Source organism: Nocardia inohanensis NBRC 100128, assembly GCF_001612945.1.
GTDB classification, from domain to species: Bacteria; Actinomycetota; Actinomycetes; order Mycobacteriales; family Mycobacteriaceae; genus Nocardia; species Nocardia inohanensis.
Genome location: NZ_BDBK01000004.1, coordinates 17,811 through 43,389 on the forward strand (window position 1 = coordinate 17,811; position 25,579 = coordinate 43,389).

The window sequence follows — 25,579 nt, forward strand, 5'->3', positions numbered from 1 at the left end:
GCTGCCATGCCAGAATCGATCCGTGACCGGCCAACGGACCTACGGCGGCATCTCCGCCGAAGAACGCCGCACCCAACGCCGCGCGGCCCTGCTCGACGCCGCCCTCGACATCCTCGGCACCCAGCCCCTGGAGAAACTCACCGTCGCCGCCCTCTGCACCCGCGCCGGCCTCAACGAGCGCTACTACTACGAGAACTTCGACAGCCGCGAAGCGGTCCTGTCCGCCGTCTTCGACGCCATCGCCGAAGAACTCGCCTCCGCCCTGATAGTCGCCGTCCAATCGGCCCCCTCCGACACCCGCGCCAAAGCCCACGCCGCCATCACCGCCGGCATCCACGTCCTCACCGACGACCCCCGCAAAGCCCGGGTAGCCCTCCTCGTCTCCTCCGCCACCCCCGAATTACGAACCCGCACTACCCACACCATCCGAGCCTTCGCCAACCTGGTCGCCGCCGAAGGCATCGACTTCTACGGCCTCACCGCCGCCGACCCCGACCCCGTCATCAACTTCCGAGCCACCTACCTCGTAGGCGGCCTGGTCCAAACCCTCACCACCTGGCTCCAAGGCGACCTCCCCATGACCCGGGACGCCTTGATAGACCAAACCACAGACGTTTTCGTCCTCCTCGCCGAAGACCTCGCCCGCCGATACTGATCGGTTGGACTGCCGCCGCGCGGCTGGATATCGTCGCCCCGAGGAACGGAGCGGGGGGCGATGAATCAATCGACGCGGGCGGCTACGCCATCGGAAGCGGTGCTGGTGTCCGCAACGGTTGTCGCGGACACGGATTCGGGATTGCGGCTGAGCCGGGCGGCGGCGGTGGCGCGATGGCGGTCACCGGCGTCCCTGGGGTTCGTCGCGGCGGTTCCGTTGATTCTGATGGGCCGGCAGATCTTCAATGTCGTGTCGGCCGCCAGCCGTTCGGACGCCTGGGTCACAAAGCTGATCGGACTGTATTTCGGACTGCTGGCCGTCACGGTCGTCATCGGGTTACTGCTGACCGTCGTGCAGATGTTTCTGCGTAATCGCAGGGTTATGGCGTATGCCTCGCCCGGTGCCGCGATGTCGATTCGCTACCTGCGGGATTCGATGGAAATCGGATTGGCGACCGGGACCACCGTGATCGCCTACGACCAGGTCCGGGATTTCTTCGCCCTCGGCGGAACGGTGTTTCTGCGGGCACGGGGCGCGCACGGCGTGGCATTGCCGCGTCAATTGTTTCCGGAGCCGGCGCTGGAGCTGATCGGGCGGCGCCCGGAGGGAGGCGGAGCCGGGGGACGGCGAGCGCTGGTCCTCGGTGGCGCGGTGGTGGTTGCGGCGCTCGTGGCTTCGCTGGGGATATTGATTCCGAACTATCACCACAGCAACGCGGTCGGCGCCACACCCACTGTGCGCAAGCGGATTCCGCTCGAGGTGCCCTCCTTCGCCTTCGCCGCGTACGCGGACACCGTGTATGCGGCCGCATGGGATGACAATGTCCGGTTCATCGATACTCGTACCGGGTCGGTGACGGCCACGATTCGGGTCGGTTCCAGCGCGTACGGAATGGCATTCGATCCGGCGACCCATCGGCTGTATGTGTCGAGCAACGGGGAGAGTGCCACCGAGGGCAGGATCACCGTGATCGACACCGACACGAAGTCCGTCAGCGCCACGATTCCGTTCGTGCAGCGGGTGTGGAAACTCGCGATCGACGCTGCGGCGCAACGCCTTTACTTCGGAGAGATCGGCGATCGCTCGACATCGGATCCTCGGGACTCGATCGGGGTCATCGATACCGCGTCGAACAGCGTGGTCGGCTCGATATCCGTCCCCGGCGATGCCTACGACATGGTGATCGACCCGGCCACCCATGTCGTGTACCTCGGATTCGAAAGACGCGCTTCGGTTTACGTCATCGACGGTGCGCGGATGGCGGTGACGGCCACGATCCCGTTCGGCGATCGGATTCGCGGGCTGGCGCTCGATGCGGCGGCGCACACCCTGTATGCGATCGGCGACGAGAAATCGAGTTCGGTCGACGAATTCCGAGTTCTGAAAACGATCGACACCGCGAGCGGAACGATTCGATCCACCGTGCGGCTGTCGGAGTCGGCGTGGGGCGTCGCGATCGATACCGCCGACCACAGTCTCTATATCGCCGAGCAGACCCAAGGCCAGGGCGATCAGAATCCACGTAAAGGGTGGGTGCGCGTGCTGGATACCCGGACCAGCGCGGTCACCGCATCGGTCACCTTCGCTTCGGGCGATGCCGTCGGCACGGTGGAAGGCGTGATCCTCGATCCCGTCACCCATCGCGTCTATGCGATCGAAGCCGATGCCATCCACCAGATTTCGCGCTGAGCGGTGCTGGTCAGCGAACCACGGCGGTCACTTCGGAAGCGGAAGAGGCCAAGTATGCGTGCGATTCGCCGACGGTGAAAGGCAGATCCGGTGAGGGGTCGTCGACGATCCGGGACCATCGGGGATTGCCGGTGCGGGCGTCTATGGCGCGCAGAGTGTTCGCGGCCAGGAAATAGCAGGCTCCGGAGTCGAGGTAGCCGGCGGCATTGTGGGCTTCGGCTTTGTCGGAGACGGTGAGGGTCCACAGGACCGTGGCTTCGGCGCCCGGGCGGAGGGCTTGGAGTTTGGTGCCGTCGCAGCGGTAGTAGGTGTCCGCGGCCGAGAAGACGGCATCGGCGGGAGTGGCCAGCTCGGCCGTTTTCCAGAGGAGTGCACCGGTTTTCGGGTCCAGGCCGGAGATGGTGCGGGAACCGTCGGCGGCGAGGATGACGCCGGAGACGAAGCCGGTGCCGATGGTGGTGGAGTGGATGGCGGAGTCGTCTTGTCTCGACCAGGCTGTCGCGCCGTTGTTTTCGATATCCAGGGCGAGGAGGTCGCTGCCGTTGTCACGGGAGCTGTAGATCAGCGAGCCGGCGGGCGGGATGTACAGGGAGGTGTTCTCGGTGGGACAGGCGACGGTCCACCGGACGGTGCGCGCGGAGGCATCGACGGCCGCGATTTCCCGGTGGCCGGATCGGCTGGAAATAATGAGGTAGACGATGCCGTCACGGCTGCCGTGGACGCCCACCAGGGTGGTGTCGCCGGGGGCGTCGAACGACCATTTGCGTTGGCCGGAAACCACATCCAGGGCGATGACGCGCTCACCGTCGGGCTCGGTGCCGCAGGCGTAGACGATGCCGTCGTCTGTAAAACCCATCGCGCCGGGACCGACTATCGGGGTCTGCCACAGTTTCTTGCCGGTCTCGGCATCGATGCCGGTGATACCCGCGCTGGTTCCCGCGAGCACCACCCCCTTGCCGTAGCGCAGGGCCAGGAGCTGTTCGTTCTCCAGCCCGTAACGCCAGGCGATGGTCCCCGAAGCGGAGGTCTCGCCCACCGCCGCGACCGGGCCACAGGATGTCGCGGAGAGGCCGCCTGCCAGCAGAAAAGCACTGTTGATCAGTAGTTTTCGACGGCTGAGCAGTGAAACTGCAACAGGTTCTAGCACGGCCTGACTATATGAGGGCCACCCGCATACGCAGTCCCATTTCGCCGAATTGCCTGATCCTGACGGTCAATCGGCGAGCGTCAAAGCGACCGCGTCGAGCCCGGGCGGAGTGGCGTCCTGAAGCACCACCCGGAACACCACGCCCTGCTTCGCCCAAGCCGCCGCCGCATCGGTCATGGCCTCGGCGAACCAGCCGCGATCACCGGGCTCTTCGTCCAGCAGCAGCGCGGCATTGCGCACCACGACCACATACCCCCGCGCCGCCCCGACGAATTCGTCCAGATCGCGCAGACATTCATCGAACGCATCCTTGTTCTCCCCGAAGTAATAGGGGAACTGGAACGCGGCCGCGAATTCGTCGAACACCTCCGCGACCGTCCGCATACGACGGCCACGAACTTCACGGGCCAGATAGTCCGACGGAATGCGACCACGAACACCAGAGAACTCGGCCGCCCCGATCGGCAGGACCCCCAGCACCGAGGCGGGCGCGGCAGCGCCGACACCGGAATCAGCTGAGGCGGAGAGGAACTGCGAAAGCGACATGGGCTTCGACATCAGCGCATCCTCGTAAAAGTCCGGTAGTGGTCGGCGGTGTACCAGGCGGTCCCGTCGGACCCGGTGACAATCCGCTCGGCATCCCGATCCTGCCCGCGCTTCTTCGGATTGACGTCCCATTCCTGATAGGTGATGCGTTTCCCCGCGGAATCCTGAGTGGGCAGCGTCCGGTCGCGATTCATCCAGGTGTCACCGCCCTTGGTGCCGGGCGCACCGGCGGAATCCGGCCAGCGGCCCGCGTCGATCTCGGCGAGCGTCGCATAAGCCTTGTCCGGCACCCCGGGCGCACGCGAAGCGACCGCCCCGCCACCGGGTTTGGCGGTCGCCGCGGGCGACTTCGCATCGGTTCCCGGTTTCGGTGCCGTAGAGGTAGCGGTCGCCTTGGTGTTCGAGGGTGCCGCGTTGTCCTTGTCACCACCGCGCGACACGAGCACGGCGACCAGCAGCATGGCGACCGCGACGCCCAGCAACAACCAGGCGCGCAGCTTCGGGGAGATCTTCACTTGCGCTCGAAGCGATCGGTCATGACAGACGAATCTACGTCACCGGCGTGACAGCTTGCCGCCGCCGGACCGGAGCGGCGGTGTCTCGGCGTCAGACCGCGCGCAGGCGAGTGCGGCTCGCATAGACGTGCTCGGCGATCAGCGTGGCGATGCGATCCGGCGCTTCCAGCATCGGCACATGCCCGACGTCGTGCACCAGGATGCGATCGGACCAATCCGGTAGCTCCTCCAGGAACCGCCGCGCGTACACCCGGTTGGGGATCACCCGATCGTGTTCGCACATGAGCAGCCGGACAGGCGTTTTCAGCGTGGACAGGTCCTCCAGCGCCGGATACCGCAGCGACCCGGCCAGCATCGGCAGCATGGCCTTGCAGTTCATGGCCGAGGTGATGGCCGCTTCGATACCGCGGCGTGGTGCGTTGCTCCCGTTCTTGCTCAGGATCATCGCCACCGCCTGCCGCACCGGCGCGCTGAACGCGATGGCGTGCGGCAGATGCTTGCCGATCTCCACGAACGGCACCAGCGACAGGAATTTGGCCCCGACCCGGAACTGGATCAGCGAAGGCGATTGCCAGCCGCCCGCCGGCGCGATAGCGGTGAGCGTGCGGGCGCGTCCCCGCCGGGCCAATTCGAACCCAACCCAGCCGCCGAGCGAATTGCCCGCGATATGGCAGGTGCGCCAGCCCAATTCGTCCAGCTGGTCCTCGACCCGGTCGGCAAGGGTACTGACATCGAGATACCAGCCCTCGAAATCGGGTCCGCCCCAATGCCCGGTGAAGGCCGGAGCGAACACCTCGCAATGCCCGGCCATGCGTTGCGCCACCTGCTCCCAGCAGTGCGGCGACATCATGAACCCGTGCAATAGGAGCAGCGGGTCTCCGGACCCGGTGTGAATCGCCTTCATGGGCGCGAGCGGGGGTGTGGGCGGTGTGGTGCCTGACGTCATCGTCGTCACCCCTTCCTGGACCTCGATGTCCGCGGAGAAGTGTGGATGACCGCATTGTACGGTCGTAGGGTGGCCAATATCCTGAGTACAGTCAACGTGAACGGGGTCCGTGCGGCGGCAGGTAAGGGACTGCTGCCCTGGCTAGCGGCCACCGAAGCCGATTTCATCTGCCTTCAAGAGACCCGCGCGACCGACGAGCAAACCCGTAGCGCGCTGGCTCCCGCCCTGGATGCCGGCTGGATTCTCAGCCACGCCGAACCGGGCGTGAAGGGCCGCGCGGGCGTCGCCATCCTCTCCCGCCGCGAACCGGAAGCCGTCCGGGTCGGCGTCGGCATGGAGATCGACGGAACCTGGACCCCGGTAACCGAATTCGCGGAGACCGGCCGCTACATCGAAGCCGACTTCGGCGATCTCACCGTCGCCAGCGTCTACGTCCACACCGGCGAAGCCGACACCCCCATGCAGGACGAGAAGTACCGCTTCCTCGACGCCGTCGGCGCCCGCATGACCGCCATCACCCGAGATTTCGTGATCAGCGGCGACTGGAACATCGGCCACACCGAGCTCGACATCAAGAACTGGAAGGGCAATCTCAAGAACGCCGGCTTCCTCCCCGGCGAACGCGCCTGGGTCTCCTCGATGCTCGAAGCCGGCTACCGCGACGTGGTCCGCGACCTCCACCCCGGCATCCCCGGCCCGTACTCCTGGCACTCCTACCGCGGCCGCGCCTTCGACAACGACGCCGGCTGGCGCATCGACTACCAGCTGGCCCGCGGCGAAATCGCAACCCGCGCCAAACAAGCCGTCGTCGAACGCGCCGCCACCTACGCCGAGCGCTGGTCCGACCACGCCCCCGTGACGGTCCAGTACCGCTGAATCCCCTCACGATCCCCGGCGCGGTCGCAATGCGCCGGGGGATCATCGTGCATAGGTCTCTTCCGGATGGACCGTCACCACATCCAGCTGCCGCACCAAAGCCTCCGGAATCTGCCCACTTTCGAAATGCTCAGGTCCCGGAACGATGACCGCCTCGGCATCCAACCGGCTGGCCTGCGCTCTCAACCGCGCCAATGGCGGCCGCCCCGACCGCGGGTCGAAAACGACGATCCCCGCGAAGTCGTACCCCAGCCGCTCGGCGAGGCAACGGATCCGACTCTCGTCCCAAAGCTGAGCTACCCCGGACACATCGACCCGCAAGTAGCCGAGACACGTTGGCTTGTAACGCATTACCGACGCGAACATTCGAACAAAGATGAGTGCCCGCAGCTTTTCGCTGCGGACAGCGGCTACGTAGTGGTCGCTTGGAAGACGGATCGGACTGAAATCGTGGAGATTCCACATGCTTTGCTGGGGTTCCTCGAAAAGAACACCTACTTGGACGTGCACCTGAGCGATACCGGCCGGGGTACCTTCGCACTTACCGGCAAACCGGTGACGGACCCGGGTTCGTTCGAGACCTCACGGCACGACAGGTATCCGTGAGTCGCCTACGGGTGCTTACGGTTCCGCACAGAGAACGGTCGCTCACCTGGCGGGGCGGCGGTAAGTACTGATCCCGAGCTGGTGTCCTACTGCCAGCGGACCAGAGAGCGTCTCTGGGCGCTGGCTACACCGTTGGCAGAATACGTGCGGTGACCAGTTCGGTTCAGGAGCAGCGGGAAGCTCTCGGTAAGCGACTCCGTGAGATGGGTGAGCAGGCCCTCTACACCAGCAGGAAATGAAATCTCTTGTCGCGCACATTCGGCACTGATCAAGTCATGATCGGCCAGCTGGACAGGCTGTACTCGATTCTCGGTATGCCACGCGTAACCCTGGGCATGCCGGCCAGTCCGTGACCGGCGATGCTGCCCGCGCACTGATCCGCAGGGCTCTCGAAGAGCGGAGCGAATAGCCTTCCGGGGCACGGGATCGGCCGGGCGGATGCACCAGGCCGATCCCGGCATTGCGACTACTGCGCGAGCAGGCCCTTGGCGACGTGCGTCACCTGGATCTCGTTGCTGCCCGCGTAGATCATCAGGGACTTGGCGTCGCGGGCCAGCTGTTCGACGTGGTACTCGGACATGTAGCCGTTGCCGCCGAACAATTGCACCGCTTCCATGGCGACCTCGGTGGCGATCTCCGAGCAGTACAGCTTCATGGCGGAGGCCTCGGCCAGCGTGGGCGGTTTGCCGGCGCGGGAACGTTCCAAGGCCATGAAGACCATGTTCTGCACGTTGATTCGGGCTACTTCCATTTTGGCCAGTTTGAGCTGTACCAGTTGGAAGCGGCCGATCTCCTGGCCCCAGAGTTTGCGGTTCCTGGCGTAATCCACACAGCGCCGGTGGCATTCGTTCACGATGCCCAGCGCCATGAAGGCGACGCCGATGCGTTCGGCGGTGAAACTCGAGCGGGCGCTTTCCCGGCCGTCGCCGCCCTTGTGCTCCTCGGTCTCACCGAGCAGGCGGTCTTTGCCCAAACGCACATTGTCGAAGAACAGTTCGCCGGTGGGTGAGGCGTGCAGGCCCATCTTCTTGAAGGGCTTGCCCTGGGTGAAGCCCTCCATGCCCTTGTCGAGCACGAAGGTCAGCACCTTGCGATCGCGTTTGTCGGCGCCGTCGCCCTCGTCGAGCTTGGCGTAGACGACCACGGTGTCGGCGTAGGGGCCGTTGGTGATGAAGGTCTTCTGGCCGTTGAGGATGTAGTCCTCACCGTCGCGGCGCACGTAGGTCTTCATGCCGCCGAAGGCATCCGAGCCCGAGTCGGGTTCGGTGATGGCCCAGGCCGCCACCTTCTTCATGGTCACGATATCCGCCACCCAGCGTTCCTTCTGGGCGAGCGTGCCGCGCCCGAGGATGGTGGTGGCGCCGAGACCGATGCTCACGCCCATGGCGGTGACCAGGCCCATGCAGACCCCGGACAATTCGCTGACCAGCACCGCCATCAGCGATTCCTGGCCGGAGAAGGCGCCGTCTCCGCCGCCGGACTTCCTCTCCGGCAACGGTTCTCCCGCCGCCAGTGCTTCCTCCCGCTTACGCTGCCTGGCCAGCAGTTCGGTGACCGACTCCTCCCCCAGGACGTCGATCCCGAACTCGCTGAACAGCTTCCGGATGATCGGGTACGGCAGCATCTCGCCGCTGTCCAGGGCATCCAGGTGCGGGCGGATCTCCTTGTCGATGAAACCGCGCACCGCGCCGCGGATCATTTCATCGGTCTCGGACCATTCGAACATCGTTGTTCTCCAACCTGATTCAGGGCAGGCGCGCGCCGATATCGTCGACGGTCCACGGGCCTTCGGTTTCGATGGTCTTCACGTCGTGCCAGCCCGCCAGCTCCGAGATGGCCCCGCCCTGCACCGCGAAGACCTTGCCGGTGATCGGGCACTTCTCGGTGGCCAGGTAGGCGACCAGCGGGGAGATATTGGCGGGGCTGAAGGCATCGAACTCGCCCTCCTCCAGGCTCGCCTCCTGCGCCTTCATCATGTCGCCCATGCCCGGGGTGGCCAGGGTGAGCCGGGTGCGGGCGATGGGCGCGATGGCGTTCACGCGCACCCCGTAGCGAGCCAGTTCGTCCGCCGCGACCAGGGTGAGCGCGGCGATACCGGCCTTGGCCGCGCCGTAGTTGCCCTGCCCGGCATTGGGCACGGTGGTGCCGGACGCGGAGGCGGTGTTGACGACCGCGGCATTGGGCTGATTGCCCGCCTTGGACTGTTCCTTCCAGTACCCGGCGGCGTGACGCAGGACGGCGGCGTGGCCTTTGAGGTGCACGGCCACGACCGCATCCCATTGCGCCTCGTCCATGCCCGCGATGAAGGCGTCGCGCAGAATGCCGGCGTTGTTCACCACCACGTCCAGTCGGCCGAACTCCGAAACCGCCTGGTCGACAAGGTTCTTCGCGCCCTGCCAGTCCGCGACATTGTCCCCGTTGGCGATCGCCCGCCCCCCTGCGGCGGTGATCTCCGCGACGACCTCGTGCGCCGGGCCGCTGTCGGCGCCCACGCCTTCGTTGCTGCCGCCCAGATCGTTCACCACCACGGCCGCGCCTTCGCGGGCGAACAGCAGCGCGTGCTCACGCCCGATGCCGCGGCCCGCGCCGGTGATGATGGCTACCCGTCCGTCGAGTGCACCCATGAAATGTCTCCTAGGAAAGAATCAGTCGGCGAGCACGGCCAGGCCGTCGCCGAGAACTACGTCGTCACCGCGTACGGTGCGGAAGGCGTAAGTGGTTTCCCCGTCCTTGCCGCCGGTCGCCCAGATCTGGGTGGCCAGGTCGTCGCCGGGGAAGACCATCTTGGAGAACCGGACCGCGAAACGCTTGAGCCGCTGCACATCCGAGCCGCCGACCGCGGTCAGCACGGCCCACGAGGACATGGCCATGGTGCACAGCCCGTGCGCGATGATGCCGGGCAGCCCGGCGTCCTTGGCCACCTGCTCGTCCAGGTGCAGCGGCACCGGATCGCCCGACGCCGGGGAGTACCGGTACGTCTGATCCAGGTCCACATGCGCCGGAACCGTCGCCAGCGCAGGCTGTTGCGTGAGCTCCGCGTCCAACCGGTGCGCGGGCGCGCTGTCACCCACCCGCTCACCGATATCGATATTGCGGAAGAACGCGGTCAGGTACTGCTCGTTGACCAGTTCCCCGTCCTCGGCCCGGCATTCGATGAGAATGGTGATGGTGGACCCGTTCGGCTTGCCCTCGTAGCCGATCGCCTTGGCGCGCGAGACCAGCTTGTCTCCGGGCCGGATCGGGCGATGGAAGTGGAAGTCCTGCTCCCCGTGCACGACCCGGCCGAAGATGTCCATCGGCACCACTTCGAGCACCGGCATCATCATGGCCTCGAAGACCGGGACGATGCCGAAGATCGGCGGCGCCACTTCACCTTTGAGATGCGCTTCGATGGGATCGTTGGTGGCCGCGGCGTATTCGGCGATGCGCTCCGCGGTGACCTCGAACCGTTCCTCGTCGCTCCAGACGTTCAGTCCGGCGGGATCGAAGCGAATGACCTTGTCGGTCATGGTGATCGACCTTTCGCCGTCAGGCCGCGGTGGCCAGGGCGTCGAGGGCGGTGAGGGTGCGGTCGAGCTGGGTCAGCCCGTCCTTCTCGACGGCCTTGCCGAGCGCGCCCTTGATCAGCGCGCCCTCGAAATCACCGGAGACCGAGAACTTGGAGCCGGCGCCCTCGGGGGCGATGTCGAAGCCGAACTGCACCTTGACCCCGGCCATGCCGGTTCCGCTGAGCACCAGTCGATTCGGGGCGTCGACGCTCTCCACCACCCATTCGATCTTGTTGGCCATGCCGAGCATCAGGATCTTGGCGGTCAGCTTCGCACCCGGCGCCAGCACGGCCGGCGGCTCCTCCATCCAGCGCTCGTGGATGGAGAACCACTTGTCCCAGGTCTGCGGATCGGAGACGACGGCCCACAGGGCGTCGGGGCTGGCATTGAGTTCACGGCTGGCTTCGATATGTCCCATGATGGTGCTCCTTCTGCGAAGTGGAGATTCGAGTCCCGGTGCGGATCAGCGATCCGCGCGCTGGTAGGCGGTGACGACGGCCGCGCCGCCGAGCCCGATGTTGTGCTGGAGGGCGGCGGTGACGTTGTCGACCTGCCGCTTGTCGGCGGTGCCGCGCAGCTGCCAGGTGAGCTCGCTGCACTGCGCCAAACCCGTTGCGCCCAAAGGATGTCCCTTGGAGATGAGCCCGCCGGACGGGTTCACCACCCACTTGCCGCCGTAGGTGGTCTGGCCCGCGTCGATGAGATGACCGGCCTCGCCCTCCTTCGCCAGGCCCAGTGCCTCGTAGAGCAGCAGTTCATTCGCCGAGAAGCAGTCGTGCAGCTCGATGACCTGGAAGTCCTCGGGGCCGAGACCCGCCTGTGCGTAAACCTTCTCGGCCGCTTGCACATTCATGTCGTAGCCGATGAGGTTCTTGGCCGAACCATCGAAGGTGGAGGCGTAGTCGGTGGTCATGGTCTGGCCGACGATCTCCACCGCCTGCGCCGCCAGCTCGTGCCGGTTCACGAACTCCTCGGAGGCCAGGATGACCGCGCCGGAACCGTCGGAGGTCGGCGAGCACTGGAGCTTGGTGAGCGGGTCGTAGATCATCCGCGAGCCCAGGATGTCGTCGAGCGAATACGCGTCCTGGAACTGCGAATACGGGTTGTTGACCGAGTGCCCGTGGTTCTTGAACCCGATCTTGGCGAAGTGCTCGGCGGTGGTGCCGTACTTCTTCATGTGCTCGCGCCCGGCCGCGCCGAACATCCACGGGGCCACCGGGAACAGCACTTCGGAGATCTCGGCCAGGGCCATGATGTGCTTGGCCATCGGCTGCTCGCGGTCGTCCCAGGTGGAGCCGAGCGAGCCGGGCTGCATCTTCTCGAAGCCGAGCGCCAGGGTGCAGTCCGCCAGGCCGCCCCGGATCGCCTGCGCCGCAAGGTAGAGCGCGGTCGAACCGGTGGAGCAGTTGTTGTTGACGTTCACCACCGGGATGCCGGTCATGCCCAGTTCGTAGACCGCGCGCTGGCCGGAGGTGGATTCGCCGTAGACGTACCCGACGTAAGCCTGCTCGACCTCGCGGTAGTCGATTCCGGCGTCGGCGAGGGCCTTGGTCCCGGACTCCCGCGCCATGTCCGGGTAGTCCCAGTCGCTGCCGTCTTCGTTCTTGCGCCGCCCCGGCTTTTCGAACTTCGTCATGCCGACGCCGACGACGTAGACCTTGTTCGTCATCGAACTCCCTCAGATCAGGGTCGGTCCCCCTGGACCGAACAGAAACAAACATACAAAGCTGTATGTAAACACGCAAGAGTGCGTTCGGGGTCGACGAAGATCAGTTATCTACGCAGGGAAATCCCGCCTGTAGCGATACATACAGGCGGCAGGGTGCCGATCAGGCGAAACGGGTCAGGGGTGCACGTTCAGGCCGGGCGCGGAGACCTCGGCCAGCCGGCGCAGATGCGCGGCGGCCCGCTGCCAACGGCGCTGGGCACGATCCGGATCCGGGGAGATGAAGTTGGACATCAGGATTCCGCGCATGATGTCCATGGCCGTGTAGACCAGATCGCGAGCTTCCTTGCGCCCCATGCCATCCGGCACCAATTGCGCCACCGCGACCAGCACCGCGTTATTGACGAACGGTTCGACCTTCTCCATCTCGGCGGCCAGCAGCGGATCCGTCCGCCCCGCCACCCAGAGCTCGATGGCCGCGATGAACAGCGGCCCCTGATGCAGCTCCCACATGAACTCGAGCGCCGCGTCCAGCGGATTCTCGCCCGCGCGCACCCGCTCCAGCTCCTGCATGGCGGCCTGGGTACGCCGCTGCGCGAGATGACTGATGGCCGCCACGACCAGATCCGTCTTCGACCCGAAATGATGCACCTGCGCACCCCGGGTCACCCCGGCCCGCTCGGCCACCCGCGGCGTCGTCGTCCCCGCGTACCCGTACTCCACCAGGCATTCGATGGTGGCGTCCAGCAGCCGCACCCGCATCTCGTTGCTGCGCTGCTCTTGCGTGCGGCGCTGCGGTTTCGAGACGTCGGACCTGGTCATGCGACGATCTTACACTTACATACAGACGTGTATGTTCACGCCCGCTGATGAATCAGGGCGTCACCGGCGATCCCCTCGATTACCATGAGCGGTGCCGCGGCCGGGGCGGACGCGGATGATCGACCACGGCCGGGGTAGTCATGAGCGTATTGGCCGGGGCGCCACTGCATTCCACCGTCATCGCCGCGCTTCGCACCGCGGGCGCACGGATTTCACACGCCGTCGATACCCGCGACCTGCTGGTGGCGCTGATCCGAGTCGACGAACCGAGCCGCTGGTCGCGCATCGAGGTGCAGGCGGGCGAGGTCGAGGTGCTCGCGGCCGGAGTCGCGCTCGATCCGGTCAATCGCAGCACGGCCGACTGGTCCGGCATCCCCCTCACCGGCACCTGCGCCACCGCCCTCGACATCGCCGAACGTCTGGCTCGGCACTACGACCTGTGGCCGCTGCCGCCCGGAATCCTGGCGCTCGGCTTGATCGCCGACGAAACCAGCGCCGCCGCAATGGTTCTGGGCGAAGAGCTGGAGCGCGGCGAGCTGCTGCGGCTGATCCAGGACAAAGTGCTCGGCGTCGCCCTCCATGGACTCGACGCCCGGTTGCCCGGGATCGTCGCCGAGGCGCGGTCCATACAGCGGCAGCCAGTGGTGGCGAAGCCGACGGGCCCGCGCCGCTGGGCTTCGATTCGGAAGGCAGCCGCGCCGAAACCGGTCCTGGAGCCGCCGATCCCGCCACGGCCGGCGCCCTTCGGCTGGGTGCCGCCGGGTACCAGGCTCTACTGCGCGATCTGCGGATCGACGCCGGCGGCGCATATCGGTTTCAACCGCCATCAGGGCCTGTTGCTGTACATGCGGTTCATCTCGCTGTCGGGAACGTTCTGCCGGGACTGTGGGCTGGCGACCTACCGATCGGAGACCACCAAGAGCCTCTGGCAAGGCTGGTGGGGTCCGCTGTCGATGTTCATCAACGGCATCACGGTGCTGTCGAATCTGCACGGCCGCAGCGTCGCCCTGCGGCTGCCGCCACCCATCCCCGGCGCGCCCGGTACGCCATTGGATCCGGGACGTCCGCTGTATCGGCGTCCGATGGCCGTCTTCGGCTTGCTCTCGCCGATCCTGTTCGTACTGGCCGTCGGCATCAATATCGAAGTGCACGAACGCTCGGACCGCGCACAGACCTCGAGCGTGGCGGAAACACTCTCTCCGTACAGCGCTCGGATCGGCGACTGCTTCGATCTGCCGGCCTTCACCATCACCGGAAGCGCCGTCGGGCTCAAGCGGGTGCCTTGTTCGGATTCCGGCGCGTACAGCGAGGTGGCAGCCCGCCTGCCCGCCTCGGTGACCGACGACCGAGCCGCGTGCTCGGCGCGCGGGGCGCAGGGATACTTTCGAGCCGCAGACGCCGTCGTGTGCGTGAAGAGCAGATGAACCGCCGCCCGCCGGGCCGCGCCGGCAGGATGGGTGAATGACGAGACTGACCGGGAAGCAGATTGCGGATGCGGAGCTGGACGGGTGGGTTCACGTACCCGGCGGATTGCAAACACGGATCAGGACAAAGGGTTTCGCGGGCGGGCTGGCGATCGTGAACGCGATCGGGGCGGTGGCCGAGGAGCTGGATCATCACCCTGACCTGAATCTGCGGTACAGGTTCATCGACGTCCGGCTGAGCAGTCATGACGTGGGCGGGGTCACCGAGCGCGATATTCGGTTGGCGCGCAGGGTTTCCGCGATCGCCGCCGACGCCGGGGCAGTACTCGAACCCGAGCGGGTGTCGCGGCTCGAGCTGGCCCTGGATACGCCGGAGCGGGCGGCCGTACTGCCGTTCTGGGCTGCGGTTTTCGGGTTGGAGCCGCAGTCGGGGCCGGGCCCCGAGGACGAGATCTCCGATCCGGCCGATGTTTTGCCGACCCTCTGGTTCCAGCAGTCGGGCAGTGCGGAGCCGCGCCAGCGCTGGCATCCGGACATCTGGATCGATCCGGCTCAGGTGCGGTCGCGATTGAACGCCGCGCTCGCCGCCGGCGGACGGCTGGTCAGTGCCGAGGCCGCGCCGAGCTACTGGGTGCTGGCGGATCCGGAAGGGAATCGGGTCTGCCTGTGCACCTGGCAGGATCGCGAACCACCGCAGAGCGCATGAGCTCCGGAAGCGGCTATGCGGTCGCCCGGGTGCGCCGGGCCAGCGTCACGGTCACGGTGAACAGCAGCACGCCGAGAATCGCCAGGCCCGTGCCGACCAGGGCGGGGGCGGTGTAGCCGAGCCCGGCCGCGATCACCAGCCCGCCCAGCCACGCGCCCGCCGCATTCGCGATGTTCAAGGCGGCGTGATTGAGCGCCGCGGCCAGGGTTTGCGCGTCGTGCGCCACATCCATCAGGCGGGTTTGCAGGGCCGGGCCCAGCGAGGCACCGGACGCGCCGACGAAGAAGGCGGCGACCGCCGCGGTGAACGGATTATGCGCCGCCGCAATGAAACCGGCCAGGATCACCACCATGGCCAGCAGCGATACGAATACCGCGCGGTCCACGCCGCGATCGGTCAGCACGCCACCGGCGATATTGCCGGCCACCATGCCCAGGCCGAAGAGCATCAGGACCAGCGGGACCAGGCCGAGGGACATGCCGGCCACATCGGTCAGGGTGGTGGTGATGTAGGTGTAGATGGCGAACATGCCGCCGAAGCCGACCGCACCCACCAGCAGGGTCAGCAATACCTGCGAACGACGCAATGCACCAAGTTCGGTGCGGGGGTCGGTGAGGGTGATGCCGGTCAATTCGGGGACGAAACGACCGATGGCGGCGACCGTGGCGGCGCCGATCACCGCGACCACGATGTAGGCGTCCCGCCAGCCCAGATGCTGGCCCAGCCAAGTCGCGGCGGGAACGCCGACAACGTTGGCGGCGCTCAGACCCAGCATAACCGCGGCAATCGCCTTGGCCCGCTGACCCACCGGCGCCAGCGAGGCCGCGGCCAGCGAGGCGACACCGAAGTACGCGCCGTGCGGCAGGCCGGAAACGAATCGGGCCGCGGTGAAGGTCAGGAAGGTCGGGGCCACCACCGAGGCGGCATTACCCAGGGTGAACGCGGCCATCAGCACCATCAGCAAACGCTTGCGCGGGACTCGCGCGCACATTGCCGCGATCACCGGGGCGCCGATCACCACACCCAGCGCGTAGGCCGAAACCGCATGCCCGGCACTGGGTTCGGAGACATCGAAGGCTTTCGCGATATCGGGCAGCAAACCCATGGTCACGAATTCGGTGGTGCCGATACCGAAGCCGCCCAGCGCCAGCGCCAGCATGGCGGGCACATGCCAGCCACGCCGGTCGGCCACCGCCGAATCAGTGGATTCGGCGGGCGACACGGTTGTCACGGGCACGGATACGGAATTGGGCACGACCAATCGCAACATCCGGGCGAACCCGCCCGATACCCCCGAGCCCGGTGATCTCACTCACGACCGGCCCGGGTCGCGAACTCGCGCGACCAGGCGCACAATCCCGGACCCCGGTCAGTCCTCGAAGATTCGCTCCACCGGCGGACCCGCCAGCAAATCGACCCCGGCCTCGAACGCGGCCAGCAGATGCGGACTGTTCATATGCGCCTCGAACGCCGCGCGCGACTCCCAGCTCTCCACCACCACCCACTCCCCCGGACGAGTCGGATGCTGGTACGGCTGATAGCTGACGCACCCGGGCTCGGCCAGCGTCGGTTCGACCAAGGCCAGCGCCTGCGCCCGCACCAGGTCTTCCTTGCCCGCACGGGCCTGGAATGTCGATACAGCGGTAAGAGTCACCCGCCGCACAACCGCACGGCGGACACCGGCATTCCCGCAGCGGGACAGGGCGATTCGCTTTGGCCGGCCGTACCTCGCGGACCCGGAGTGACGACTGTCCGCGCCCAGCCGGATCAGGCGGTGTGCTCGATCGTCGTCACCGCGGGGTCAGCGGCCAGGACCGGGAAGCCGGCGCGGAAGGTCGAGCGCGGGTCGTATTTGTCCTTGATCTGCTGAAGGCGCGCGAGGGTTTCGGGAGCGAAGGCCGCTGCCGCGGAATCGCCGGAATCCAAATAGGTCAAGGGTTTACGGCCGGAGAGCTGGGAGCGCAGGGCGGTGGTGACGGCGTCTTGGCGGGCCGTGACCACCGCGGCCAGTTCCGGGGTCGGGATGGGACCGAGCAGGGAGAGCAGGTAGGGCTCGGGGAGCTGACCGGCACAGCCCGCATCGGCGACCGGCCGGGCGATCGCGCCGCCGAGATGCCGGATCTGGGCCAGCGCCAGCGGAGCGGGAGTGCCGCCGGGAACAACCGCGTCCAGCAGCGTGGCGGAAGTTTCCGGGCACAGATCGGTGAGGAGTTCACCGCGGATGCGGGCCGGGGAGGGTGCGGTGGGCTCCATGCAGATGGAGCCGATCTCGGTGGGCAGCAAAGGACGACGGGTATCCAGGACCAGGCCCGGAACCTCGTCGAACCAGCGCAGCGGGGAGGTGACCGCGCCCTGGGCCAAGAGATCGACGGCGATCATGGCGCGGCCGCGCAGCAACTCGGGAAGTTGTGGGAAGGGCGGGAATTGGATGAGGGTGCACCAGATGCTCAGGCCCTCGGGGGCTTCCACGGTGGCGCGCCGGAAAGCGGCGAGCACCGCCGACGCCTGCTCGCTCGGCCACAGCATGCGGCCGCCGGAGAGCGAATTCGCTTCGAACAGTTCGAGTTCCAGCTCGGTGACGAGCGCGAAATCGCCGCCGCCGCCGCGCAACGCCCAGAACAGGTCCGGATCTGCGTCCGCGCTCACCCGGGTCCGCGCGCCGTCGGCGGTGATCACCTCGAACGAGCGCACCATATTCGCGGCGAACCCGTGGCTGCGCGCGAACCAGCCCACACCGCCACCGAGCGTGTAGCCCGCCACCCCGACCACATCCGAGCTGCCGACCGCGCCGGTCAAGCCGTGTTCGGCGGTCGCGCCCAGGACATCCAGCCACGGCATGCCCGCCCCGATCCGGGCGACGCGCTCCCCCGCATCGACCCGAACACCCCGCAGCGCACGAGTTTTGACCAAGATCGTCCCATCGGCCGCGGTGGACGCGCCGTGCCCGGTGGTCTGCGTGCTCACCGCCAGCCCGGTCCGCCCGGCGTACCGCACCACGGCCGCCGCGTCGTCGGCGTCGGCGACCTCCACCACCGCCACCGGCTGCTGCCGGACCGCCACATTCCACGCCATCCGGGCCTGCTCGTACCCGTCCTCCCCCATCGCGACAACCCGCCCGCGCACCGCGTTCCGCAGGTCGTTCCCGATTCCCGTCATGATCTCTCCTTCGATCCCGCCGTCCCCCGCGCCGGTTTCCCGGCGGACAGCGCCCGTTCCCGAATTTCCGCACACCGGATCGGCCTGCGCGGCAAGCGTTTCAGACCTGCCGCCCGGTTATCACCCAGCCACCGTCGCACGTTAACCACAACCCATCGGCGACCACCCGGCTCATCCTGGCGAACCCCGCGTGACCATTTCATGACCGCCCCCGGAAACCAGTTCGGGCACCCGCCCACCCATCCGATTCGATGGGGGCAGGTGCCCGTGCGGAGCGCGGCGGACCGATGGTTCTGGCCGGGACGGTGGTCCCGGCCGCCATCGTTCGCCGCTGCGGCGCTGTTCACGTTGCATCAGCGCATCCCGGAGTGCAGGGGTTTCAGGGTTTCGCCCCTGAATCTCCCTACCCCTTCCGGGGTTTCAGGGGCTCGCCCCTGAATACTTCTACTTTCCCCGTCAGGGGAGCTCAGCGCAGCTCACGCGCCAGGTTGGCATCCAGCACGCCGAGGAATTCCTCGGTGGTCAGGTAGCCCTGGTCGCCGCCGACCAGCAGCGCGAGGTCCTTGGTCATCTGCCCGTCCTCGACGGTCTTGATGACGACCTCTTCGAGCGTCTGCGCGAAGCCGATCACCTCGGGGGTGTTGTCCAGCTTGCCGCGATGAGCCAGACCACGAGTCCACGCGAAGATCGAGGCGATCGGGTTGGTGGAGGTGGGCTTGCCCTGCTGGTGCTGACGGTAGTGACGGGTGACGGTGCCGTGCGCCGCCTCCGCCTCACAGGTGCGGCCGTCCGGGGTGAGCAGCACGGAGGTCATCAGACCCAGCGAGCCGAAGCCCTGCGCCACGGTGTCGGACTGCACGTCGCCGTCGTAGTTCTTGCAAGCCCAGACGTAGCCGCCCTCCCACTTCAGGGCGGACGCGACCATGTCGTCGATCAGGCGGTGCTCGTAGGTCAGACCGGCCGCGTCGAACTCGTCCTTGAACTCGGTCTGGTACACCTCCTCGAAGGTGTCCTTGAACATGCCGTCGTAGGCCTTGAGGATGGTGTTCTTTGTCGACATGTACACCGGGTAGTTCTGCTGTAGGCCGTAGTTGAGCGAGGCCCGCGCGAAGTCCCGGATGGACTCCTGGAAGTTGTACATGCCCATCACCACGCCGCCGTCTTCCGGCATGCGCACGACCTCGTGCTGGATCGGCTCGGAGCCGTCCTCCGGCGTGAAGGTCAGGGTGACGGTGCCCGCCTGGTGCACCTTGAAATCGGTGGCACGGTACTGGTCACCGAAGGCGTGGCGGCCGATGATGATCGGCTTGGTCCAGCCCGGAACCAATCGCGGGACATTGGAGATGATGATCGGTGCGCGGAAGATCGTGCCGCCGAGGATGTTGCGGATGGTGCCGTTCGGCGACCGCCACATCTTCTTGAGCCCGAACTCCTCGACTCGCGCCTCGTCCGGCGTGATCGTCGCGCACTTCACGCCGACGCCGTGCTTCTTGATGGCGTTCGCCGAGTCGATGGTGATCTGATCATCGGTCTTGTCGCGCGACTCGATGCCGAGGTCGTAGTACTCGAGGTTCACATCGAGATACGGGATGATCAGCTTGTCCTTGATGAACTGCCAGATGATCCGGGTCATCTCGTCGCCGTCGAGTTCGACGACGGTGCCTTCAACCTTGATCTTGGACATGGATCTTCGTGTCCTCCTAGGAAGGTGGTGCTCCCATTGCACGGCCGGCGAGCACCGCTTGTAGCGGACCCCAGCTGTTCAACAGACAACGTATACGCCCGGCGCCCGGCCGGGGCCTCTGGTACCAGGTCCACGTCCGATGTGGCGTCAAGCAAGACAAGCGTACTGCTGGTCCCGATCTCACCGCGCGCCCAGCCCCCGCTGTGCGGGAACCCGCCTTCAGTTACTCGCAAGTAGGTTGCCAGTGACGCAGCCCACTCTCCCCCAGTATGCCGACTGAAACCCCGGCGACCGACCCAGGGGCGAAAGGGAACCGGCCGCGGCGCCCGTCGGGGCGAACCGCGGCCGGTTCCATGAATCGCCGGGCCCGGAGCCCGGATCGGATCAGACGCCTACGTGTGCGGGGTGTTCCGCTCCTTCGAGGAGGTGCTCCGGCTTGTCCCGGATCATGAAGGCGACGATCGGGATGCAGGCCAGGAAGAAGCCCGCGCCGAGGTAGAACGCGACGTCGTAGCTGTGGATGGCGGCCCGGGCCACCACATTGTCGATGGTCGGATGGTTGCCGGCGTAGCGCTCGGCGGCCTGCACCGACAGCGTGGTCAGCAGCGCGGTGCCGATGGAGCCGCCGACCTGCTGGGCCGCGTTGAGCAGGGCGCTGGCGACGCCGGAGTCCTTCTCCTCGACCTGATGCAGGGCGGTGGTCTGCATGGCCACGAACAACCCGCCCATGCCGAGGGCGATGAGGATCATGGCGGGCAGCAGGCTGGCCGCGTAGCCGTCACCGAATTCGAGCTGGGCCATGTAGATCAGGCCCGCGCCGCCGAGCACGGCGCCCGCCAGCATGATCGGCCGCGGTCCGATGCGGGGCAGCAGCGTGCTGGCGATCCCGGCCGAGACCACGATGCCCGCCGGGAACGGCAGGAACGCCACGCCCGCCTTCAGCGCCGAGTAGCCCAGCGTCATCTGTAGGTAGAAGCTGAGGTTCAGGAACATGGCGAACATGGCGATGGGCACCAGCAGCGCCACCAGGAACGAGCCGCCGCGATTGATCTCACCCGGAATGCGCAGCGGCAGTAGCGGATTCGCGGTGCGCGCCTCGATGACCACGAACGCCACCAGCAGCGCCGCGCCGACGATGAGCAGGGCGAGGGTGCTGCCCGCGCCCCAGCCGTCGGAGGCCGCGCGACTGAATCCGTAGACGATGGAGATGAGGCCGAGCGTGCCGGTGACCGCGCCGGGCAGGTCGTAGCCGCCGGTGCGCGGGGCGGGCACATCTTTGATCACGAAGGCGAAGGCGCCGGCCAGGGCCAGCAGCGCGATGGGGGCGTTGACCAGCAGGCTCCAGCGCCAGTTGGCGTATTCGGTGAGCGCGCCGCCGGCGATCAGGCCGATCGCCGCACCGCCCGCCGAGACGCCGGCGAAGACGCCGAAGGCCCGGGCGCGCTCCTTGGCCTCGGTGAAGGTGATCGACACCAGCGACAGCGCGGCGGGGGCCAGCAGCGCGCCGAACGCACCCTGGAGACCGCGGCCCGCGAAGAGTTCCGCGGCGTTCTGCGCCAGCCCGGCCAGCGCCGACGCCCCGGCGAAGCCGATCAGGCCGATCATGAGAATGCGGCGGCGGCCCAGGTAGTCGGCGAGCCGGCCGCCGAGCAGCAGCAGGCCGCCGAAGATGAGCGTGTAGGCGGTGAGCACCCACTGTTTGTCGCCGTCGCTGATGTGCAGGTCCTGCTGCGCGAACGGCAGGGCGATGGTGACGATGGTGGCGTCCAGCACCACCATGAGCTGGGCCATGGCGATCACGGCCAAGGCCCACCAGCGTCTGGAATCGCTTGTCCGACCGAACTTTTCGTCGGATTCGAGTATTGCTGTCCCAGCGGACATGAGCTTCTCCTCAGGGTTCGAACAGCTGCGTCCATCGTGGCACCAGCAGACATTTGGCGTCAAGAGAAAAATGTCTTACTGCGACAGTTGGCCCAATCGGACACTATCGCGCGGGATCGGTCTAAAATGGGGCCATGTTCGACTCGTCAACGCTGACCGCGCGCCCGGGCCTGCGCGAACGCAAGAAGGCGCAGACCCGCACGCGCATCATCGACGTGGCGCTGAACCTTTGCGACACACAGGGTTTCGACGCCACCACCGTCGAGCAGATCGCCGCCGAAGCCGACGTCTCCCCCCGCACCGTGAACCGGTACTTCGCGAGCAAGGAAGACATCGTCATCGCCCCGGTGGAGGACTGGGGTCAGGCGCTGGCGGATCAGTTGCGCGCCCAGCCGGTCACCGGCAACGAGCTACAGGCCCTGCTCGACTCGTTCCTGATCGTGGTCGAAGAGATCATGGACACCGGCCATCCGGTGCCCTTCCGCTGGTTCCAGCAGATGCAGCGCATCACCCGCGACAATGTGACCGTGCGCGCGCAGAGCATGGAAGCCGCCGACACCAAGACCCGGTCGATGACCCTGGTGCTCGCCGAACGCCTGCACACCACCCCCGACGCCGCCCCGGTGCGCATGATCGCGGCCACCTGGCACGCCATCGTGCGGGTCGGCATGGAGTGCGAATTCGACGCCGACTCCGAGTTCCCGGACTGCACCACCGCCACCTCGGCCCGTCAGCTGGCCGACAATGTGCGCGCCGCATACGACGAATTCGTCCGGGTCTGTGCCGCGCCGACTGTGGTCGGCCCCACTGCCGAGGGTGCGTCCGCACACCGTTAGAATCTCGCAACAGGTCAAGAGCATCAGTGCCAAGCCCCGGCTCGCTGATCGGCAACCCTCCAGCTGCGGTGGGGTGCTCCGGGTGAAGACCGGGCGCTCGATGGCCGAGCGCAAGCGCACCGTAGGAGGTCTACCGAAATGTGTTGTTGTCGAAGCCTGTTCGCCTTCCGATAACGTCAGAATTCCGCCATTCGGCGACCTTGTTTTCCTGGAGCAGCACATGAGTGACTCGACCGCGCCCATCGACCCTGCCACCTGGTCCTTCGAGACCAAGCAGATTCACGCCGGTCAGGCCCCCGATCCGGCCACCGGCGCGCGCGCCCTGCCCATCTACCAGACGACTTCCTACGCCTTCCGCGACACCGACCACGCCGCCGCGCTCTTCGGGCTGGCCGAGCCGGGCAATATCTACACCCGCATCATGAACCCCACCCAGGACGCGGTGGAGCAGCGCATCGCGGCCCTCGAGGGCGGGGTGGCGGCGCTGCTGCTGGCCTCCGGGCAGGCGGCGGAGACGTACGCGATCCTGAACCTGGCGCAGGCCGGCGATCACATCGTCGCCAGCCCGCACCTGTACGGCGGCACCTACAACCTGCTGCACTACTCGCTGCCGAAGCTGGGCATCGAGGTCAGCTTCGTCGAGGATCCGGACGATCTGGCGCAGTGGCAGGCGGCGGTGCGCCCGAACACCAAGGCTTTCTACGGTGAAACGGTCGCCAACCCGTCCAGCTCGATCCTGGATATCCCGGGCATCTCGGGTGTGGCGCACGCGGCGGGCATTCCGCTGATCGTGGACAACACGGTCGCCACCCCGTATCTGATTCAGCCGCTGGCACAGGGTGCGGACATCGTCGTGCACTCGGCGACCAAGTACCTGGGCGGGCACGGTTCGGCGGTCGCGGGCGTGATCGTGGACGGCGGCACCTTCGACTGGACGGTCACCGACGCCGACGGCGTCTCGCGGTTCCCCGGTTTCACCACCGCGGATCCCAGCTACCACGGCGTGGTGTTCGCCGACCTCGGCGCGCCCGCCTATGCGCTCAAGGCGCGCGTGCAATTGCTGCGCGATCTCGGCGCGGCGGTCTCACCCTTCAACGCCTTCCTGATCTCGCAGGGCATCGAGACGCTGAGCCTGCGTGTCGAACGGCATGTCGCCAATGCCGAAGCGGTGGCGGAGTTCCTGACCCAGCAGCCGGGCGTCGAGAAGGTCTACTACGCGGGGCTGCCCAGCTCGCCCTGGTACGAGCGCGGCAAACAACTGGCTCCGAAGGGCGTGGGCGCGATCGTGTCCTTCGAGCTGGCCGGCGGCGTGGACGCGGGCAAGAAGTTCGTGGACGCCCTGGTGCTGCACAGCCATGTCGCTAACATCGGGGATGTGCGTTCGCTCGTCATCCACCCGGCCTCCACCACCCATTCCCAGCTGACCCCCGAGGAGCAGCTCGCTTCCGGCGTCACCCCTGGTCTGGTGCGGTTGGCCGTGGGCATCGAGGGCATCGACGACATCCTGGCGGATCTGCGCGCCGGACTGACGGCGGCAGCGTCTTGACCGTGAACATCGAATCCAGCACCTCCCGTCCGGCGGCCGAGCGTCTGCTCCCGCCGCCGGACGGGACGCTCGGCAGCATCGCCATCGGGGAGGTGGCGCTGGAGAACGGCGCCGTCATCCCCGAGGTGACGTTGGCCGTGCAGCGATGGGGCGAACTCTCGGCGAACGCGGACAATGTGGTGCTGGTCGAGCATGCGCTTACCGGCGACTCGCATGTGGTGGGCGGCGTGGACGTGCATCACGCGCAGCCCGGCTGGTGGGACGGCATCGTCGGACCGGGACTGTCCATCGACACCCGGGAATGGTGCGTCATCGCCACCAATGTGCTGGGTGGTTGCAAGGGCAGCACCGGCCCGGCCTCGCTGGCCGCGGACGGGAAGCCCTGGGGCGCACGGTTTCCCGAGATCTCCATCCGTGATCAGGTGACCGCCGAGGTCAAGTTGATGGACCTGCTCGGCATCGACCACCTGGCCGCCATCGTGGGCGGATCCATGGGCGGTATGCGGGTGCTGGAGTGGATGGTCGGCCATCCCGACCGGGTCGGCTCCGCGCTGGTGCTCGCCGTCGGCGCGCGCGCCACCGCCGATCAGATCGGCACCCAGACCACCCAGATCGCCGCCATCCAGGCCGATCCGGATTGGCAGGGCGGGAACTATCACGGCTCCGGGCGCGCGCCCATGGCCGGGATGGGGATCGCGCGGCGCATCGCGCACCTGACCTACCGCACCGAATTCGAGCTCGACCATCGCTTCGAGAACCATGCTCAGGGGGACGAGAACCCTTGGGCGGGTGGGCGTTACGCGGTGCAGAGTTACCTGGAGTACCAGGCCGACAAGCTGGTCTCGCGCTTCGATCCGGCGACCTACGTGCTGCTCACCGAGGCCATGAACCGGCACGATGTGGGGCGCGGGCGCGGCGGCATCGAGGCGGCGCTGGCGGCCACGCCGGTGCCGTGCGTGATCGGCGGCGTGGATTCGGACCGGCTGTACCCGCTGCGCACCCAGCAGGAGCTGGCGGAACTGCTGCCCGGCTGTAAGGGTCTGGAGATCGTCCGCTCGCGTGACGGGCACGACGGATTCTTGACCGAGACCGAGGCGGTCGGCAAGCTGATCACCGAGACCATGGATATGGCGCGCGCGGCGCGTGCGGAGCGAACCTGACCGCACGGTCGGATCGGTTTGGCGGCGCGTCCCGAGTGTCGTGTCTGTTTCATCCGAATTGTTCTGAGCCGCTGCCGGTTTCGCGGAGGTGACACCTCCGTAACCAGCAACCGGAATCCGCGCGTACCGCGCCGCACAGCCGTAATGTGTCAGTTATGCCAGCAGCATTC

At 67.0% G+C, this 25,579-nt stretch carries 24 protein-coding genes, 1 pseudogene and 1 riboswitch; of the genes and pseudogenes, 9 read left to right on the top strand and 16 right to left on the bottom strand.

The annotated features are described in order from the left end of the window. The first annotated feature begins 22 nt into the window (after nt 1-22). Together NI1_RS39840 and NI1_RS12170 are read left to right on the top strand one after the other, a co-directional pair. Entirely contained in the window at nt 23-655 is a 633-nt protein-coding gene (locus NI1_RS39840) for a TetR/AcrR family transcriptional regulator (protein ID WP_067818712.1), read from the top strand. Between the two features lie 60 nt (nt 656-715). Continuing rightward, complete coding sequence (locus tag NI1_RS12170) at nt 716-2,344, top strand: YncE family protein (protein ID WP_067818715.1); 1,629 nt, start codon at nt 716-718, stop codon at nt 2,342-2,344. Nucleotides 2,345-2,354: 10 nt separating this feature from the next. On the opposite strand, the gene NI1_RS12175 is transcribed toward NI1_RS12170, so the two are convergent. The 4 genes from NI1_RS12175 to ephH form a co-directional block, all read right to left on the bottom strand. Beyond that, complete coding sequence (locus NI1_RS12175; protein WP_084523052.1) at nt 2,355-3,491, bottom strand: outer membrane protein assembly factor BamB family protein; 1,137 nt, start codon at nt 3,489-3,491, stop codon at nt 2,355-2,357. Between the two features lie 66 nt (nt 3,492-3,557). Beyond that, nucleotides 3,558-4,049, bottom strand: coding sequence for a barstar family protein (locus NI1_RS12180; protein ID WP_067818721.1), 492 nt, complete (start codon nt 4,047-4,049; stop codon nt 3,558-3,560). After that, complete coding sequence (locus tag NI1_RS12185) at nt 4,049-4,552, bottom strand: guanyl-specific ribonuclease (RefSeq protein ID WP_067818724.1); 504 nt, start codon at nt 4,550-4,552, stop codon at nt 4,049-4,051. Before NI1_RS12185 ends, NI1_RS12180 begins: the two co-directional genes overlap by 1 nt. A 91-nt stretch (nt 4,553-4,643) precedes the next feature. After that, complete coding sequence (ephH, locus tag NI1_RS12190) at nt 4,644-5,498, bottom strand: epoxide hydrolase EphH (protein WP_067818727.1); 855 nt, start codon at nt 5,496-5,498, stop codon at nt 4,644-4,646. 69 nt (nt 5,499-5,567) lie between these two features. Between ephH and NI1_RS12195 the strand changes: the two genes are divergently transcribed. After that, nucleotides 5,568-6,374, top strand: a complete 807-nt coding sequence (locus tag NI1_RS12195) for an exodeoxyribonuclease III (RefSeq protein ID WP_245663183.1) — start codon at nt 5,568-5,570, stop codon at nt 6,372-6,374. A gap of 42 nt (nt 6,375-6,416) precedes the next feature. Here NI1_RS12195 and NI1_RS12200 read toward each other — a convergent pair whose 3' ends face one another. Further along, entirely contained in the window at nt 6,417-6,740 is a 324-nt protein-coding gene (locus tag NI1_RS12200; protein ID WP_245663184.1) for a hypothetical protein, read from the bottom strand. A 282-nt stretch (nt 6,741-7,022) separates the two neighbouring features. Here NI1_RS12200 and NI1_RS40105 point away from each other — a divergent pair. Next, nucleotides 7,023-7,133: pseudogene (locus NI1_RS40105) on the top strand (DUF6879 family protein); the annotation flags it as partial. A 313-nt stretch (nt 7,134-7,446) separates the two neighbouring features. Here NI1_RS40105 and NI1_RS12210 read toward each other — a convergent pair. The 6 genes from NI1_RS12210 to NI1_RS12235 form a co-directional block, all read right to left on the bottom strand. Further along, on the bottom strand, nt 7,447-8,706 hold the full coding sequence (locus NI1_RS12210) for an acyl-CoA dehydrogenase family protein (RefSeq protein ID WP_067818736.1): 1,260 nt from the start codon (nt 8,704-8,706) through the stop codon (nt 7,447-7,449). A 19-nt stretch (nt 8,707-8,725) separates the two neighbouring features. Then, nucleotides 8,726-9,604 (bottom strand): SDR family oxidoreductase, encoded by an 879-nt coding sequence (locus tag NI1_RS12215; RefSeq protein ID WP_067818739.1) that lies wholly within the window; start codon nt 9,602-9,604, stop codon nt 8,726-8,728. Between the two features lie 21 nt (nt 9,605-9,625). Then, nucleotides 9,626-10,489: a MaoC/PaaZ C-terminal domain-containing protein gene (locus NI1_RS12220; RefSeq protein ID WP_067818742.1), complete on the bottom strand. Its 864-nt coding sequence runs from the start codon at nt 10,487-10,489 to the stop codon at nt 9,626-9,628. 19 nt (nt 10,490-10,508) lie between these two features. After that, entirely contained in the window at nt 10,509-10,946 is a 438-nt protein-coding gene (locus NI1_RS12225; protein ID WP_067818745.1) for a type II toxin-antitoxin system Rv0910 family toxin, read from the bottom strand. Nucleotides 10,947-10,991: 45 nt separating this feature from the next. Continuing rightward, complete coding sequence (locus NI1_RS12230) at nt 10,992-12,197, bottom strand: lipid-transfer protein (RefSeq protein ID WP_067818748.1); 1,206 nt, start codon at nt 12,195-12,197, stop codon at nt 10,992-10,994. Nucleotides 12,198-12,371: 174 nt separating this feature from the next. Then, nucleotides 12,372-13,016 carry a TetR/AcrR family transcriptional regulator gene (locus tag NI1_RS12235; protein WP_067818751.1) on the bottom strand — a complete coding sequence of 215 codons (645 nt, stop codon included), beginning with the start codon at nt 13,014-13,016 and terminating at the stop codon, nt 12,372-12,374. Nucleotides 13,017-13,156: 140 nt separating this feature from the next. Here NI1_RS12235 and NI1_RS12240 point away from each other — a divergent pair, with 140 nt between their 5' ends. After that, complete coding sequence (locus tag NI1_RS12240; protein WP_067818754.1) at nt 13,157-14,440, top strand: hypothetical protein; 1,284 nt, start codon at nt 13,157-13,159, stop codon at nt 14,438-14,440. Nucleotides 14,441-14,477: 37 nt separating this feature from the next. Beyond that, nucleotides 14,478-15,146, top strand: a complete 669-nt coding sequence (locus NI1_RS12245; RefSeq protein ID WP_067818757.1) for a 4a-hydroxytetrahydrobiopterin dehydratase — start codon at nt 14,478-14,480, stop codon at nt 15,144-15,146. Nucleotides 15,147-15,159: 13 nt separating this feature from the next. On the opposite strand, the gene NI1_RS12250 is transcribed toward NI1_RS12245, so the two are convergent. The 5 genes from NI1_RS12250 to NI1_RS12270 all read right to left on the bottom strand — a co-directional run bounded on the left by NI1_RS12250 (nt 15,160) and on the right by NI1_RS12270 (nt 21,867). Next, the gene (locus NI1_RS12250; RefSeq protein WP_067818760.1) at nt 15,160-16,416 is read right to left on the bottom strand and encodes an MFS transporter; all 1,257 of its coding nucleotides are present in this window, start codon (nt 16,414-16,416) and stop codon (nt 15,160-15,162) included. A gap of 99 nt (nt 16,417-16,515) precedes the next feature. Beyond that, a complete protein-coding gene (locus NI1_RS12255; protein WP_084523054.1) occupies nt 16,516-16,800 on the bottom strand; it encodes a putative quinol monooxygenase in 285 nt (94 codons plus the stop codon). A 113-nt stretch (nt 16,801-16,913) separates the two neighbouring features. Beyond that, on the bottom strand, nt 16,914-18,302 hold the full coding sequence (locus NI1_RS12260) for an FAD-binding oxidoreductase (protein ID WP_218026739.1): 1,389 nt from the start codon (nt 18,300-18,302) through the stop codon (nt 16,914-16,916). Nucleotides 18,303-18,768: 466 nt separating this feature from the next. Beyond that, nucleotides 18,769-19,986 (bottom strand): NADP-dependent isocitrate dehydrogenase, encoded by a 1,218-nt coding sequence (locus NI1_RS12265; protein ID WP_067818766.1) that lies wholly within the window; start codon nt 19,984-19,986, stop codon nt 18,769-18,771. A gap of 384 nt (nt 19,987-20,370) precedes the next feature. After that, complete coding sequence (locus NI1_RS12270) at nt 20,371-21,867, bottom strand: MFS transporter (protein ID WP_067818769.1); 1,497 nt, start codon at nt 21,865-21,867, stop codon at nt 20,371-20,373. 134 nt (nt 21,868-22,001) lie between these two features. On the opposite strand from NI1_RS12270, the gene NI1_RS12275 reads away from it, so the two are divergent. The 3 genes from NI1_RS12275 to metX all read left to right on the top strand — a co-directional run bounded on the left by NI1_RS12275 (nt 22,002) and on the right by metX (nt 25,409). Then, nucleotides 22,002-22,703: a TetR/AcrR family transcriptional regulator gene (locus NI1_RS12275; protein ID WP_067818772.1), complete on the top strand. Its 702-nt coding sequence runs from the start codon at nt 22,002-22,004 to the stop codon at nt 22,701-22,703. Between the two features lie 12 nt (nt 22,704-22,715). Next, nucleotides 22,716-22,826: riboswitch (SAM riboswitch) on the top strand. Nucleotides 22,827-22,923: 97 nt separating this feature from the next. Further along, nucleotides 22,924-24,249, top strand: a complete 1,326-nt coding sequence (locus NI1_RS12280) for a bifunctional o-acetylhomoserine/o-acetylserine sulfhydrylase (protein WP_067818775.1) — start codon at nt 22,924-22,926, stop codon at nt 24,247-24,249. Beyond that, on the top strand, nt 24,246-25,409 hold the full coding sequence (gene metX / locus NI1_RS12285; RefSeq protein ID WP_084523056.1) for a homoserine O-acetyltransferase MetX: 1,164 nt from the start codon (nt 24,246-24,248) through the stop codon (nt 25,407-25,409). The genes NI1_RS12280 and metX overlap by 4 nt, the downstream gene beginning before the upstream one ends. Nucleotides 25,410-25,579: the final 170 nt, after the last annotated feature.